Source organism: Xanthomonas sp. 3498, assembly GCF_014199795.1.
In the GTDB taxonomy this organism is placed as follows: domain Bacteria; phylum Pseudomonadota; class Gammaproteobacteria; order Xanthomonadales; family Xanthomonadaceae; genus Xanthomonas_A; species Xanthomonas_A rydalmerensis.
Map to the genome: position 1 here is coordinate 157,740 of NZ_JACHOH010000003.1, position 14,267 is coordinate 172,006.

The window sequence follows — 14,267 nt, forward strand, 5'->3', positions numbered from 1 at the left end:
GACGCCCCATTGCCCTGACTGACGCATGCGCGCCGGCCACCGGCAACGACTACGCGGTCTCAGCCACCGCATCCAAAACGGACACTGCAGCCAAGGTACATGCCTCTTTAGCTGCCAACACGATCAGCACTTTGCTGACGGCAGCGGGATTACTTGAACATATCAGTCTGCAACCCATCATCCAGCGCATACCGCCGCTGGCAATGCTCGCAGAAGAACGCGCGCCGCTGCGCCTTGCCGAGTTGCTTGCGATAGGTGAGCAGATGCCCGTCGCGCGGACAGACCGTCTTGGTGTGCACTTGGTAGTGCTTCTTCAGTTCGTAGGCTTTCTTCCAGCGATAGAAATCGAAACTGTACTCGCGCGCCTGCGTCACCAGTTCGCCTAACTTGCGCGGGGATAGCGCGCCGATCTCGCTCTCGGGATGCACGCGAATCCGGTGCAGCACCTCGTTCTTGATGATGTTGCCGACCCCGGCGAACACGTCCTGGTCGAGCAAAGCATCGGCGGCGAGCGTATGCGGGCGCAGCCGCAGCTTGCGCCGCGCCTGCGCCGCATCCCAGTCGGGATTCATCACGTCCGCCGTCCAGTCGTAGGCCGCATCCAGCGGACCGTCGATGAACTTGATCGAACACGCGTAGAAGTTCAGTTCCTCGCCCTTGGCGAAACCCAGGCTCAAGCGCGCCGACGCATCCTTGCGCGCATTGATCCGATAGCTGCCGAACAGCAGGAAGTGGATGCGCACACTGAACGCATCGAACTCGATCAGGAAATGCTTGCCCCAACTGCGCAGCGACAGGATCTTGCGGTTGCGCATCCGCTCCAGGTCCAGCTTGCTGTTACCGGACACCCGCAACACCTTGCGCCCGGCGAACGCGGCAGCTTCTTCTTTCAGGATGACGATAGAAGGGCCTTCAGGCATGGCCAAAGTATCGATAGCGGCCGTGAGCGATTCGTGAGCCGAACGGGAGCCAGTGCTGGTCAGTCGGCGCTGGGATACGGGTTGGAATCGGATGATCGATGCCAACGACCCCGGGCCGCCCGCTCCAGTTCAGCCGCGTACTCGGCCTGCAGCGAGCGGGACCGAACATGCTGATGACAGCCACGCCGCGCAGTGGCAGGCATGAGCCGCATCGAGCTGCTGCTGGATGCCCACCAGCTCGCGCCCGAAACGTTCTTCACCGACAACCAGACCGAACACCAGATCCGCCAAAGGGGGATCCAGGCCTTCATGGATCCGGATGCGTGCGGTCCGCGTGATGTCAGCAGCCACCGCATTTCATATGCACGTGGAAACAGGCGATAGCCGTCGATCGAAAGCGTATCAATATCCGCAAGCATGGGAATCAACGCATCTTTCCAAGAAATTTCGACCGCATCATCTTCGTAGATATCACGAACAGAGGCGGCTCGGGCCGCGCGAACAGTCATCGCACGCACTATTTTGAACCGACCGCGGCCTCGCCTATCCGCAAAACGAATTCGTCCAGGTCGGTGTTGGCGGTATTGGCGAGAATGACGATGGTCAGGTCGCGGTCGAGGAAACGATACAGCTGCGCCTGCGCGCCCATGATCCGACCTGGACGTTTGGCGACACGGTGCTTGGCGGCGCCTATCCGCGTCTCGTAAACCCACAGGCCATAACCGTAGTCGTCGAGCCCTGGCGTGGTCAGCCGGGCGATGCTTTCCTTGCGCAACAGGCCTGACCCGAACAGCGCGTCCGAGAACCTGAGCACATCTTCGGCCGTGGAGTACATCGCGCCAGCGGAGTACCAGTTCTCCGGATAGACCGGGAAGTCGTTGGACAGGGACTTGAGGTCTTCGCGATACGAGTAGGTGGAGGCCAAGCCTTCGACGATGCTTTCATGGCGCAGCATGCCGGTATGGTGCAGTCCCAGCGGCTCCAGAATCCGTTCCTGCAGCACCTGCTCGTAGGTTTTTCCGGTGACACGTTCGATGACCTTGCCCAGGATCAGGTAATCGCCGTTGTTGTAGTCGAAAGTCGTGCCCGGTGCATGCAGTAGCGGTCCACTGCAGAATTTTCTTATCAACTGATCGCTGGTATAGGGCGACTGGTAGGTCGGCAAGCCCCTGGTCAATGCCTGCTCCAAGCTTTTCACCTGGTCGAAGTTCCGCAGTCCGGACGTGTGGTTGAGAAGCTGATGCAAGGTGATACGGTCGGCACCGGCGATGGCGTAATCGGGCAGGTAGCTGGCCACGTTCGCCTGCAGGTCCAATTTTCCTTCTTCATGCAGTTGCAGCACCAGGGTGGCGGTGAACAGTTTGGTGATGGAAGCGATCCAGTACCGGGTCTGGTCGCCGTTGGCGACGCCGTACTGGACACTGGAAAGGCCGAAACTGCGCTGGTATCGCCGCTTTCCGTCCTGCTGGACCAAGACAGTACCGCTGAAGCCGTGTTGCGCGGCATAGGTAGCGATGAAGTCTTCGAGTGGCGTCGCCTGCGACTGCGCCCGCAGCGGCATCACCGCGCAGAGAAAGACAAGCACACCGACAAGCAAGCGATAAGTAACGGAACTGAAGAGGTTTCGCACGATGTACCCCGGCATGATGGAACGGCCGCGAGTATGGAGCCGGACCAATACCTGGGCGGGTGCCTTCGGACAAAACGAGGATAAGGCCGACGAAATGGCCGACGCGCGCTGCGAACAGGTGGGCTGGCCCGGCAGGGTGACCTGGCCTGGCGCTCGCGCCCGTGCTGGCCGTTGCTTCTGTCTTGTTCCGGCCACGCTTACAACTGTGTCAAATACCACTCGCCATCGAGCTCGAAGCCCATCAGACGTCCCTGCGCATCGCGCAGAAAACGCAAAGGCCCGCTGGATCCAGTCGCAGCGCATTCGCACCGAACAGATCCGGCGATACGGATTCCAACCACCACTGCAGGGCGCCTACTTGCAAGCGCAATCCCGTTAGCCGTCGCAGTCAGCTCCGCGGTCCTCGAACTTGGACACGGCAGCCTGTGAAACGTTTAACGCTTCAGCAATCTACGTTTGGGTCTTCTTCGCGACAGCTCCTCGGGCCGCCAACGGCAGCGTGTTCCGAATTCGACGAGGCCTGCTCAAGGCCCGCGGGACGAACGGCAAGTGGCCCGCGTCCGGCATGGCGAGGATCGCCATCAGGTCGGCGCGGCGGTATCAGGATTCCGACACGGCTGCATCATTCAACACGCACGTCCATATCATCGTTCCGCACTCGCAGTCGCTGTTAACGTGCAGATACCAAAAAGCCGACACTAGGCCGGCTTCTCGTAATTCTTGATTTCGTGGTGGGCGGTGCAGGGTTCGAACCTGCGACCCTTGCCGTGTGAAGGCAATGCTCTACCGCTGAGCTAACCGCCCGTGTCGCGAGCCGCACATTATAGGGCTGTGGCGCGCGGCGTCAATGGGTGCTTTCGAGGACCGTGGCATGGCGTCGCCGCGCCAGCGCTACATGGTCTGGGTGGGCTTGTCGGCGTTGAGGGTGCCGGCCAGTTGGGTCTCGATCTTGGTGCGGATGGTCTCGCCTTCGCTGTTGTCCGGCAGCTGCACGCCGATGCCGGCGGCGCGGTTGCCCTGGGCGCCGACCGGGGTCACCCAGATCACCTTGCCGGCCACCGGCAGGCGCTCGCTGGAATCGGGCAGGGTCAGCAGCAGGAACACTTCGTCGCCGAGGAAGTAGCGCTTGGGGGTGGGCACGAAGATGCCGCCGTTCTTCACGAACGGCATGTAGGCGTTGTACAGCGCCGCCTTGTCCTTCACCGCCAGCGACAGGATGCCCTGGCGTCCGCTCATCGCGCTCATCGTTGTGCCCCTCTCCGGGCCGGGCGATCGCCATCGCGCCAGGCCAGCAACAGTTCCGCGATCGCCAGGTCGGCGCGCACGGTGGTCCGCAGCAGGTCGCGGGTGCGATTGGCGGCGTCGAACCACGCGGCCAGCTTGTGCAATCGCGCCGGGTCGGTCAAGCCGGCCTGCGACGCCTGGGCAAGCGCCAGGTCGGCGGCATGGCCCAGGCGCTGCTCGGCGAGCGCATCGCTGCTCCAGCGCTGCGCGGCCTCCAGCGTGCCGAGCTTGCCGGCGGCGACCTGCTCCAGGTCGGCGGCCACCTGCCGGCGCAGCTTCAATCCGTCCTCGCGCAGCCACTGCGCGGCCAGGCCGGGATGGCCGCGCGCGGCATCCAGCGCTTCGCGTGCGGTCTTCTCGGGAAAGTCCTGCGCCAGCAACCAGGCGATCGCTTCGTCGGCCGGCGGCAGCTTGAATTCCAGGCGCTGGCAGCGGCTGCGAATGGTCGCCGGCAGGCGCGCCGGCTGCGCGCTGATCAGCCACAGGTAGCGGCCGGGCTGCGGCTCTTCCAAGGTCTTCAGCAAGGCGTTGCAGGCGGCGCGGTTGATCGCGTCGGCCGGATCCACCACCACCACCTGGGCCACGCCGTATTGCGGGGTCAGCGACAGCTTCTGCGAGATCTCGCGCACCTGTTCGATGACGATCTCGGTGCGCAGCTTGTCGCCGGTGCGGTTGGGGATGAACGAGATCAGTTGCAGGTCCGGATGGGTACCGGCGGCGATCAACTGCGCGCTGCGCAGGTTGGCGGCCGGTTCGCCCTGGCCCAGCACGTGCGCGGCCAGTTTCAGCGCCACCGCGCGCTTGCCCAGGCCTTCCGGCCCGCAGATCAGCAGGCCATGGCCGAGGCGGCCGGCATCGAGCGCGGCCACGGTCTGGTCGTAGGCACGCTGCTGCCACGGCGAAAACGGCAGATCGCTCATGGCATCGGCTCCTGTTGCTCGCGCACCCACGCCGCCAGCGCGGCGGTGACCGCCTGCGCCACCGCCTGCGGCGGCTGGCTGGCGTCGATGACGCGGAAGCGTTGCGGGTCCTGCGCGGCGCGCTGGCGGAAGCCGGCACGCACGCGCTGGAAGAAATCGTCCTGCTCGCTCTCGATCCGGTCCGGCCACAGGTCGCGGCCGCTGGTGCGGGCGCGGCCGATCTGCACGTCCAGATCCAGCAGCAGGGTCAGCCCCGGCTGCAGACCGACCGCCCGGCGTTCCAGGTCGGCGATCCAGGCGCGGTCCAGGCCGCGGCCCTCGCCCTGGTAGGCGTAGCTGGAATCGGTGAAGCGGTCGCTGACCACGTAGGCGCCGCGCTGCAATGCCGGGCGGATCACCTCGCGCACGTGCTGGGCGCGCGCGGCGAACACCAGCAGCAGCTCGGTCTCGGCGGCCAACGGTTCGGCGACCTCGCCGGGCGTCTTGTCCAGCAGCAGCGCGCGGATGCGTTCGGCCAGCGGCGTGCCGCCCGGTTCGCGGGTCAGCACCACCTCGTGGCCCTGTGCCTGCAGCCCGTCGCGGATCGCGTTGATCGCGGTGGTCTTGCCGGCGCCCTCGCCGCCTTCCAGGCTGACGAAGCGATGGTGGCGCAGCACGGCCTCGCTCATGGCGTCACCGCCGCGCCGTTGCGCGCCTGGCGCAGGCGCTGCAGGTAGCGCGCCACCGCCGCGTTGTGCTCGGCATAGCTGGAGGAGAACGCATGCGCGCCGCTGCCGTCGCCGATGGCCACGAAGTACAGGCTGTCGCCCGGCGCCGGGTTGGTGGCGGCACGCAGCGCCTCGCGCCCGGGCATGGCGATCGGGGTCGGGGTCAGGCCGGTGCGGGTGTAGGTGTTGTACGGCGTATCGGTCTCCAGGTCGCGCTTGCGGATGTTGCCGTCGTAGGCGCTGCCGATGCCGTAGATCACGGTCGGGTCGGTCTGCAGCTTCATGCCCAGTTGCAGGCGGCGCACGAACACGCCCGCGATCTGCGGGCGCTCGGCGGCCAGGCCGGTTTCCTTCTCCACGATCGAAGCCAGGATCAGCGCCTGCTCCGGCGACTGCAACGACAGATCCTTGGCGCGCGCGTCCCAGGCCGCGGCCAGGGCCTTGTCCATCGCCGCATGCGCACGGCGCAGCAGTTGCAGGTCGGTGTCGCCGCGCTGGTACAGGTAGGTCTCGGGCAGGAAGCGGCCTTCCGGGTGCTGGCCGGGCTGGCCGAGCTTGGCCATCAGTTCGCTGTCGCTGAGGTCGGTGGTGGTGTGCACCAGCGGCGTGGCCGCGTTCAAGGCGCTGCGCAGCTGGCGCACGTTCCAGCCTTCGACGATGGTGAAGCGGTACTGGATCACCTGGCCCTTGCGCATGCGCAGCAGCAGCTCGCGCGGGCTCAGCGCCGGCTGCAACGCGTACTCGCCGAACCGGAGCTTGCCAGCCACGCCCAGCTCGCGCGCCAGCAGTTGCCATTGCAGGTCGCTGCCCTGGGTCACGCCGGCGGCGCGCAGGTTGCGCAGCACGCCATTGAGCGAGGCGCCGCGCGCCACCTCCACGCTGGGCTGGGTCGCCCGCAGCGGCTGCTCGGCGAAGGCGCGATAACTGTGCCACCACCAGGCGCCGGCCGCGGCCAACAGCAGTGCCAGCACCAGCAATGTCCCCAGCAGGGTCAGACACCCGCGTTTAGCCCAAGCCACGGCCACCTCGAAACGACGTCAATGACGTGCAGGATACCGCGCGGCCGGCGCTGCCCGGTATCGCGTCGCCCCGCTCACGGCTCCAGCGCGCGCAGCAGGCCGCGCGCCTTGGCCCGGGTCTCGTCGAGTTCGCGCTCCGGGTCGGAATCGAACACGATGCCGGCGCCGGTGCGGAACTGCACCTGCGCGCCGTCCACCTCGGCGGTGCGGATGAGGATGTTCAGGTCCATGTCGCCGTCGCGGTTGAGCCAGCCGAACGCGCCGGTGTAGGCGCCGCGCGGGGTCTGCTCCAGCTCGGCGATGATCTGCATGCAGCGCACCTTGGGGCAGCCGGTGATGGTGCCGCCGGGGAAGGTGGCGCGGATCGTCTCGCCCGGCGTGGTGCCCGCGCGCAGCCGGCCGCGCACGTTGCTGACGATGTGGTGCACGTGGGCGTAGCTCTCCACGCTCATCAGCTCGTCGACCTCGACGCTGCCCGGCGCGCAGATCCGCCCCAGGTCGTTGCGCTCCAGGTCGATCAGCATCACGTGCTCGGCGCGCTCCTTGGGATGGCCCACCAGTTCGCGGATGCGCGCGGCCTCGTCGTCGCCCGGCGCGCGTGCGCGGGTGCCGGCGATCGGCCGGGTCTCGACCACGTCGCCGCGTACCGACACCAGCCGTTCCGGCGAGGAACTGACCACGGCACGGCCGTGGCCGACGAACAGGCCGGCGAACGGCGCCGGGTTGGCGCGGCGCAGTTGCGCGTACAGCGCCGCCGGCGCCAGCGGCGCCGCGAAGCGCGCCGACCAGCGCCGCGACAGGTTGACCTGGAACACGTCGCCGGCGCGCAGGTAGTCGAGGATGCGGCGCACGCCGTCGACGAAGCGCTGCGGCGGATCTTCCTCGATCGCCAGCGGCGCCTGCCAGGCCGGCGCCGGCGCCGCCGCGGGCAGCGCCTGCAGATCGGCGAGCACGGCCTCCAGCAATGCCGCATGCGTGGGTTCGGCCAGCGCCACGCAGTCGCCGCTGACGTGGTCGCGCAGCAGCGCGGCGGGGCAGCGCAAGGCCAGCGCCGCAGGCGTGATCGCGGCGGACTGGGGCAGTTGCAGCACCGGCTCCACCTGCGCGGCCAGTTCGTAATCCAGCAGCAGCGCCCAGCCGCCACGGAACGGCCAGCGCGGCTCGTCGCGTTCGCAGCGTTCGGCCTGCCAGCGCGCGTCCAGCGCGCTCAGGAAATCGCCGGCGACCGCCGCACCATCCAGCTCGCGGGTGACGCCATCGCGATCCAGCCGCAGGCCCTGCCCGTCGGCGACCAGCAACATGTCCCAGCGCCCCTGCGCCGTCCCCGACGCCGCCGATTCCAGCAGCACCGGATACCGCTGCGGCGCCAGGCGATGCAGCGCCAGCAGATCGACGTCGGCCGGCAAGGGAACGGTACGCAGCATCGAAGCTCCGCTGGAAGAATGAAAACGTGAGGCGGTGCAGGCGCCGCCGGGCAATGCGGCGCCGGAGAATCGCGGCGCGGACATGCCGCGCACCCGTGTCAGGCGGACCAGCGCGGCACCATCACGGCGTCGGCTTCTCCCAATCCCGAATCCCTACTCCCGAATCCCGAGGGGGCTACACCCCCTCACACCCGCTTGAACAGCAGCGTGCCATTGGTCCCGCCGAAGCCGAACCCATTGGACATGGCCACGTCGATCTTCTTCTCGCGCGCCACGTTCGGCACGTAGTCCAGATCGCAGCCTTCGCCCGGCTCGTGCAGGTTGATGGTCGGCGGGATGATGCCGGCGTGGATCGCCATCACCGAGAAGATCGCCTCGGCACCGCCGGCGGCGCCGAGCAGGTGGCCGGTCATCGACTTGGTCGAGCTGACCATGGTCTTGTAGGCGTGATCGCCCAGCGCGCGCTTCATCGCCAGGGTCTCGGCCAGGTCGCCCAGCGGCGTGGAGGTGCCGTGCGCGTTGAGGTAGTCGACCTGGTCCGGATTGAGCTTGGCGTCCTTCATCGCCGCCACCATGCTGCGCGCGGCGCCTTCGCCATCCTCGCTCGGGGCGGTCATGTGGAAGGCGTCGGAGCTGGCACCGAACCCGACCAGCTCGGCGTAGATGCGCGCACCGCGCGCCTTGGCGTGTTCGTACTCTTCCAGCACCAGCACACCGGCGCCGTCGCCGAGCACGAAGCCGTCGCGCTCCTTGTCCCACGGCCGCGAGGCCGCGGCGGGATCGTCGTTGCGGGTGGACATCGCCTTCATCGAGCAGAAGCCGCCCACCGAGGTCGGCGAGGAGCCGCGCTCGGCACCGCCGGCCAGCATCACGTCGGCGTCGCCGTGCTGGATCATGCGCATCGCGGTGCCGATGGAATGGTTGGAGGTGGCGCAGGCCGAGACCGCGGAGAAGGTCGGCCCCTTCAGCCCTTTGATCAGGCTCACCTGGCCCGGCAGCATGTTGATGATGGTGCTGGGGACGTAGAACGGCGAGATCTTGCGCGCGCCGCCCTCGTGGAATTTGACGGTCTGTTCCTCGATGCCGAGCAGCCCACCGATGCCGGAGCCGAGAATCGCGCCGATGCGTTCGGCATTGGCCTCGGTGATCTCCAGGCCGGAATCGTCCAGCGCCATGAACGAGGCGCCGACGCCGTAATGGATGAACGAATCCATCTTGCGCGCGTCCTTGGACGAGATGAACTTGGTCGGATCGAAATCCTTGATCTCGCCGGCGATCTTGGTGGTGAATTGAGACGCATCGATCTGGGTGATCGGGCCGATGCCGGAGCGTCCGTTGACGATCCCTTCCCAACTGCTGGCCAGGTCATTGCCCAACGGCGACACCAGGCCCATGCCGGTTACGACGACACGACGGCTCATTGCGAAATCTCCTCACCGCGATGCGCGCGGCCTTGACCCTGTAAAAACACAGGGCCGCATGCGCGGCCCCATGGGATTGTCACGCGCATCGGGCCCACGCAGGCGCCGATGGCGATCGAGAACGCAGCATCAGCTCTTGACGTGCGACTTCACGTAATCGATGGCCTGCTGCACCGAGGTGATCTTCTCGGCTTCTTCGTCCGGAATCTCGCACTCGAACTCTTCTTCCAGGGCCATCACCAGCTCGACGGTGTCCAGCGAGTCGGCACCCAGGTCATCGACGAACGATGCGTTGTTGGTGACTTCTTCTTCCTTGACGCCGAGCTGTTCGACGACGATTTTCTTGACGCGTTCTTCGATGGTGCTCATTGGGATATCGCTCCAGATGGAGTAGTGGTGGTTCGAGTTTAGGACCCCCGCACACGGATGTGCGGTGCTCCTGTGAGGGACTCACAAAACGCCATCGGGCTGCGATGGCCGCGTTGGATAGTGTAGTGGAAACCGGCTGGCCCTTGCATCGCTGCACAATTGCCGGCCGATCAGCCACTTAGGCGCGTCCGCTGCGCCGCAGGCTTACGGCATGTACATCCCGCCGTTCACGTGCAGGGTTTCGCCGGTGATGTAGCCGGCATTGGGGCCGACCAGGAACGCCACCGCGTTGGCGATGTCCGACGGCTGCCCGAGCTGACCGAGCGCGATCTGCTCCAGCAGCGCGGTGCGTTGCGCCTCCGGCAGCGCCTTGGTCATGTCGGTGTCGATGAAGCCCGGCGCGACCACGTTGACGGTAATGCCGCGCGAGCCGATTTCCTTGGCCATCGACTTGGAGAAGGCGATGATGCCGGCCTTGGCCGCCGCGTAGTTGGCCTGGCCCGGATTGCCGGTCACGCCGACCACCGAGGCGATGTTGACGATGCGGCCCTTGCGCGCCTTCATCATGCCGCGCAGCACCGCCTTGGAGGTGCGGAACACACTGGTCAGGTTGGTGTCGATGATCGCCTGCCAGTCGTCGTCCTTCATCCGCATCAGCAGGTTGTCGCGGGTGATGCCGGCGTTGTTGACCAGGATCGAGACCGGGCCGAATTCCTTGGCGATCGCCTCGATCAGCGCATCGACCGCGGCACCGTCGGTGACGTCCAGCGCACGGCCATGGCCGCCGTGGGCGGCCAGACGCGCGCCGATCGCCTGTGCGCCGGAATCGGAGGTCGCGGTGCCGACGACGGTGGCGCCCTGCGCGGCCAGGGTGTCGGCGATGGCCGCGCCGATGCCGCGGCTGGCGCCGGTGACCAGGGCGATCTCGCCCTGCAATGGCTTGCTCATCTGCGTTTCCTTGAAGACGGACGGCGCATGGCGCCGTAGGGAAGGAAGGAGGCCGGCGCGGGCAAGACACGCACCGCGCGGCGGCCGGCGATCAGGAGGCCCAGGCCTCGCGCGCACCGGCGAAATCGGCAGGCGTACCCAGCGCACGCCCATCGAGCGACTTGTCGATGCGCTTGACCAAGCCGGTCAGTACCTTGCCCGGTCCGCACTCGGCCAGGCGGGTGGCGCCGCCGGCGGCCAGCGCCTGCACGCAGCCGGTCCAGCGCACCGGCAGGTACAACTGCTCGACCAGTGCCTGGCGGATCGCCTCGACGCCCTCGTGCACCTGCGCATCGGCGTTCTGCACCACCGGCAGCTGCGGCGCCTGCCAGGCCAGCCCGCGCATCGCCTCGGCCAGGCGGTTGGCCGCCTCGCGCATCAGCGGGGTGTGCGAGGGCACGCTGACCGCCAGCTTCACCGCCTTGCGCACGCCGCGCTCGGCCAGCAACGCCAGCGCGCGGTCGACCGCGGCGGCATCGCCGCCGATCACCACCTGCCCCGGCGAGTTGTAGTTGGCCGGCACCACCACCTGGCTGCCCGCGGCCTGCGCGCAGACCTCCTCGACCAGCGCGTCCTCGGCGCCGAGCACGGCGGCCATCGCGCCCACGCCGGCCGGCGCGGCGTCCTGCATCAACTGCCCGCGCAGCCGCACCAGGTGCGCGCCGTCGTGCAGCGACAAGGCGCCAGCAGCGACCAGTGCGCTGTACTCGCCCAGGCTGTGCCCGGCCAGCTGCGCCGGACGCGCCCCCCCCTCGGCAAGCCACAGCCGCCACAGCGCCACGCTCGCGGCCAGCAACGCCGGCTGGGTGTACTCGGTGCGGTTGAGCATCTCTTCCGGGCCGCCCTGGCTCAGCGCCCACAGATCCACGCCGGCGCCATCGGAGGCTTCGGTGAAACTGTCGCGCAGCTGCGGATGCAATTCGGCCAGTTCGGCCAGCATGCCCAGCGATTGCGAACCCTGGCCGGGGAAGACGAAGGCGAGTGTGGAATCGGTCACGCGGTTGGCCCTGCGAAAATCGAGCGGCGATGATACGGGCGAAACCGGCCGGACGTCTGTACTCGGGCGTATGTGAGTGGTGGCCGGCCCACCGCGCGGCGCCAGCGACGCGACGCTTCGCCGTGCCGGGCGTCGTGCCGACAGCGCGCGTGGCGGGCGCGACGCATGCGGGCGGAAACCGCTGCGACCGGGCACGTCAGGCAAGGCAACGGCAGCGCACGCCGACAGCAGTAAGGCGCGATGGGCATGGGTCGAATCGGGCATGGGCTCGACGGCCAAGCGATGGCGCGATGGGCGCGCACGCCCTGGCGGGCGCACGGGTCGATCCGCGCCTCGGCCGACCGGTTCAGGGCGCCGCAACAATGCGCTCTGCCGCAGCTCAGCAGGAACGCCTCGTCATCTCGTACGAGCGGCTTCCGCTGCGACGGGCTTGACCGGGAATGCCTGTCGCGGCTGAAGCCGCTCCTGCAGGAGCTTCGGTAAGGCGCCGACGCAATGCAGCAGCGGACAGCGCTCAGACGCCCATCACGCCTCCGGGCGCGGCGACTGTGCACGGCGCGCCTGACGCGCTGGCGTCGATGAGAGATGGTTCGGCCAGCATATCGCCGTGCGTCGTGGAGACGACGCACCGCGTTCGGCATCGCCGCTGGCGCACCGCGGCGCCGATGGCGCCGGGCACGGGGCAGGCTCAGTAGCGCAGCAGCGCCGAGCCCCAGGTGAAACCGCCGCCGAAGGCTTCCAGCAGCAGCAGTTGGCCGCGCTGCACGCGGCCCGAGCGCACCGCCACGTCCAGCGCCATCGGCACCGAGGCGGACGAGGTGTTGCCGTGGATGTCCACGGTCACCACCACCTGCTCCATCGGCAGGTCCAGGCGCTTGGCGGTGGCTTCGATGATGCGCAGGTTGGCCTGGTGCGGGATCAGCCAGTCCAGGTCGTGCTTGTCCAGGCCGTTGGCGCCCAGGGTCTCGTCGACCACGGCGTCCAGTGCCTTGACCGCGTACTTGAACACCTCGCTGCCCTTCATCTGGATGCCGCCGGCGGCCGGATCGCCGGTGCCGTCGCCCAGCCCGGTGGCGATGCCGACCGGATTCCACAGCAACTCCTTCTTGCTGCCGTCGGCATGCAGATGGGTGCTGAGGATGCCGGTGTCGGCGTCGGCACGCAGGACCACCGCGCCGGCGCCGTCGCCGAACAGCACGCAGGTGGTGCGCTCGGTCCAGTCGACGATGCGGCTGAGGGTCTCGGTGCCGATCACCAGCACGGTCTTGGCGTCGCCGCTGCGGATGAACTTGTCGGCCACGCTGAGCGCGTAGACGAAGCCCGAACAGGCGGCATTGACGTCCAGCGCCGGGCAGCCGACCACGCCGAGGCGGGCCTGGATCAGGCAGGCGGTGGACGGGAAGATCAGATCCGGGGTGGTGGTGCCGACCACGATCATGTCGAGTTCGGCGACATCGATGCCGGCGGCTTCGATCGCCTTCAGCGCGGCCTCGTAGCCCAGGTCGCCGGCGGTCTGGCCGGGGGCGGCGATGTGCCGCTCGCGGATGCCGGTACGGCTGCGGATCCATTCGTCGCTGGTGTCGACCATCTGCGACAGATCGTCGTTGGTCAACACTTTTTCAGGCAAATAGCTGCCGGTGCCCGCGATCCTGGAATAGATCCGCTTGCTCATGCTGGTTCCTGTTGCCTGTTACGCAGGCCGCACCGGTGCGGCGCGGCCTGTGAAGATGGGTGACTCCGTCCGCCGCAGCGCGATGGACGGGCACGAATCAATCTTCTTCGACCTGCGCGGTCTTGGTGGCGATCACCTTCTTGCCACGGTAGTAACCGTCGGCGGTGACGTGGTGGCGCAGGTGGATCTCGCCGCTGGTCGGATCGGTCGACAGCTGCTTGGCGCTGAGGGCGTCGTGCGAACGGCGCTGGCCGCGGCGGGACGGGGTGACACGGGATTTCTGCACAGCCATGGGATTGCTCCAAACTCGGTTCGTTTACATCTGTCGTCATTACGTCGCGCAGGACGCGCGCGTCCGGCAACAACCTCAGGCAGCGGCAGGCGGACCGACCGCTACTGTTTCTTCAGCGCCGCCAACGCCGCGAACGGGTTGACCTTGCTCGTTTCTTCCTCGGTCGCCGGCCAGTCGCGATCGACCGCCTCGCTTCCGGGCGCCACCGGCACCAGCGGTACCGCCAGCACCAACTCGTCCTCGACCAGATCGGCCGGCCTCAGCATGCCGTCTTCCGGCACCAGCAAGGCCTCGTGATCCGGCGGCAGCGCGGCTTCTTCTTCCTCGCTGCGGATCAGCCCCAGCCGCTGTACGCTCGACACCGGCAGCAGGAAGCGCTGCAGGCTGCGCTGACAGATCAGCGGCAGCTCGGTTTCGATCTTCAGTTCGACATAGGACACTTGCAGTACAGCGTCGCGGCCGAATTCCAGCGTGTAGCGGCATTCGCCTTCGGTGTCGGCCAGGCTGCCTTGCAGACGGGTCATCGCCGAGAGCGGCAGGCGGTCTTCGAAGACCCTGCGCGCTGCGACCATCCGCCAGGCATCCAACAGTTCGGGCACGTTCGCGGACATAAGCCGCAGAATGT

General features: G+C 67.5%; 15 protein-coding genes and 1 tRNA gene. 1 reads left to right on the forward strand and 15 read right to left on the reverse strand.

What is annotated here, in order from left to right; all coding sequences use genetic code 11:
* Positions 1-149: 149 nt before the first annotated feature.
* Entirely contained in the window at positions 150-920 is a 771-nt protein-coding gene (locus tag GGR66_RS10345; protein ID WP_160966325.1) for a DNA-formamidopyrimidine glycosylase family protein, read from the reverse strand.
* Positions 921-1,121: 201 nt separating this feature from the next.
* Between GGR66_RS10345 and GGR66_RS10350 the strand changes: the two genes are divergently transcribed.
* Complete coding sequence (locus GGR66_RS10350) at positions 1,122-1,304, forward strand: hypothetical protein (RefSeq protein WP_184448217.1); 183 nt, start codon at positions 1,122-1,124, stop codon at positions 1,302-1,304.
* A 133-nt stretch (positions 1,305-1,437) separates the two neighbouring features.
* Here GGR66_RS10350 and GGR66_RS10355 read toward each other — a convergent pair whose 3' ends face one another.
* The 14 genes from GGR66_RS10355 to GGR66_RS10420 all read right to left on the reverse strand — a co-directional run bounded on the left by GGR66_RS10355 (position 1,438) and on the right by GGR66_RS10420 (position 14,253).
* On the reverse strand, positions 1,438-2,565 hold the full coding sequence (locus tag GGR66_RS10355) for a serine hydrolase domain-containing protein (protein WP_184448218.1): 1,128 nt from the start codon (positions 2,563-2,565) through the stop codon (positions 1,438-1,440).
* A gap of 714 nt (positions 2,566-3,279) precedes the next feature.
* Positions 3,280-3,354: transfer RNA gene (locus tag GGR66_RS10360), tRNA-Val, on the reverse strand.
* An 87-nt stretch (positions 3,355-3,441) separates the two neighbouring features.
* On the reverse strand, positions 3,442-3,795 hold the full coding sequence (locus GGR66_RS10365; protein WP_160966255.1) for a PilZ domain-containing protein: 354 nt from the start codon (positions 3,793-3,795) through the stop codon (positions 3,442-3,444).
* Positions 3,792-4,754 carry a DNA polymerase III subunit delta' gene (locus GGR66_RS10370; RefSeq protein WP_184448219.1) on the reverse strand — a complete coding sequence of 321 codons (963 nt, stop codon included), beginning with the start codon at positions 4,752-4,754 and terminating at the stop codon, positions 3,792-3,794. The genes GGR66_RS10365 and GGR66_RS10370 overlap by 4 nt, the downstream gene beginning before the upstream one ends.
* A complete protein-coding gene (gene tmk, locus GGR66_RS10375; RefSeq protein WP_160966251.1) occupies positions 4,751-5,422 on the reverse strand; it encodes a dTMP kinase in 672 nt (223 codons plus the stop codon). Before tmk ends, GGR66_RS10370 begins: the two co-directional genes overlap by 4 nt.
* The gene (gene mltG / locus GGR66_RS10380) at positions 5,419-6,486 is read right to left on the reverse strand and encodes an endolytic transglycosylase MltG (RefSeq protein WP_184448220.1); all 1,068 of its coding nucleotides are present in this window, start codon (positions 6,484-6,486) and stop codon (positions 5,419-5,421) included. Before mltG ends, tmk begins: the two co-directional genes overlap by 4 nt.
* A gap of 68 nt (positions 6,487-6,554) precedes the next feature.
* Positions 6,555-7,904 (reverse strand): aminodeoxychorismate synthase component I, encoded by a 1,350-nt coding sequence (locus GGR66_RS10385; RefSeq protein WP_184448221.1) that lies wholly within the window; start codon positions 7,902-7,904, stop codon positions 6,555-6,557.
* Positions 7,905-8,089: 185 nt separating this feature from the next.
* The gene (gene fabF / locus GGR66_RS10390; protein WP_160966245.1) at positions 8,090-9,325 is read right to left on the reverse strand and encodes a beta-ketoacyl-ACP synthase II; all 1,236 of its coding nucleotides are present in this window, start codon (positions 9,323-9,325) and stop codon (positions 8,090-8,092) included.
* Between the two features lie 129 nt (positions 9,326-9,454).
* Positions 9,455-9,694, reverse strand: a complete 240-nt coding sequence (gene acpP, locus GGR66_RS10395; RefSeq protein WP_160966243.1) for an acyl carrier protein — start codon at positions 9,692-9,694, stop codon at positions 9,455-9,457.
* A 204-nt stretch (positions 9,695-9,898) separates the two neighbouring features.
* Positions 9,899-10,642 carry a 3-oxoacyl-ACP reductase FabG gene (fabG, locus tag GGR66_RS10400; protein WP_160966241.1) on the reverse strand — a complete coding sequence of 248 codons (744 nt, stop codon included), beginning with the start codon at positions 10,640-10,642 and terminating at the stop codon, positions 9,899-9,901.
* A gap of 91 nt (positions 10,643-10,733) precedes the next feature.
* Complete coding sequence (fabD, locus tag GGR66_RS10405; protein ID WP_184448222.1) at positions 10,734-11,678, reverse strand: ACP S-malonyltransferase; 945 nt, start codon at positions 11,676-11,678, stop codon at positions 10,734-10,736.
* Positions 11,679-12,366: 688 nt separating this feature from the next.
* A complete protein-coding gene (locus tag GGR66_RS10410) occupies positions 12,367-13,350 on the reverse strand; it encodes a beta-ketoacyl-ACP synthase III (RefSeq protein WP_184448223.1) in 984 nt (327 codons plus the stop codon).
* A gap of 97 nt (positions 13,351-13,447) precedes the next feature.
* Positions 13,448-13,642, reverse strand: coding sequence for a 50S ribosomal protein L32 (gene rpmF, locus GGR66_RS10415; protein WP_010342479.1), 195 nt, complete (start codon positions 13,640-13,642; stop codon positions 13,448-13,450).
* Positions 13,643-13,743: 101 nt separating this feature from the next.
* On the reverse strand, positions 13,744-14,253 hold the full coding sequence (locus GGR66_RS10420; RefSeq protein ID WP_010342480.1) for a YceD family protein: 510 nt from the start codon (positions 14,251-14,253) through the stop codon (positions 13,744-13,746).
* Positions 14,254-14,267: the final 14 nt, after the last annotated feature.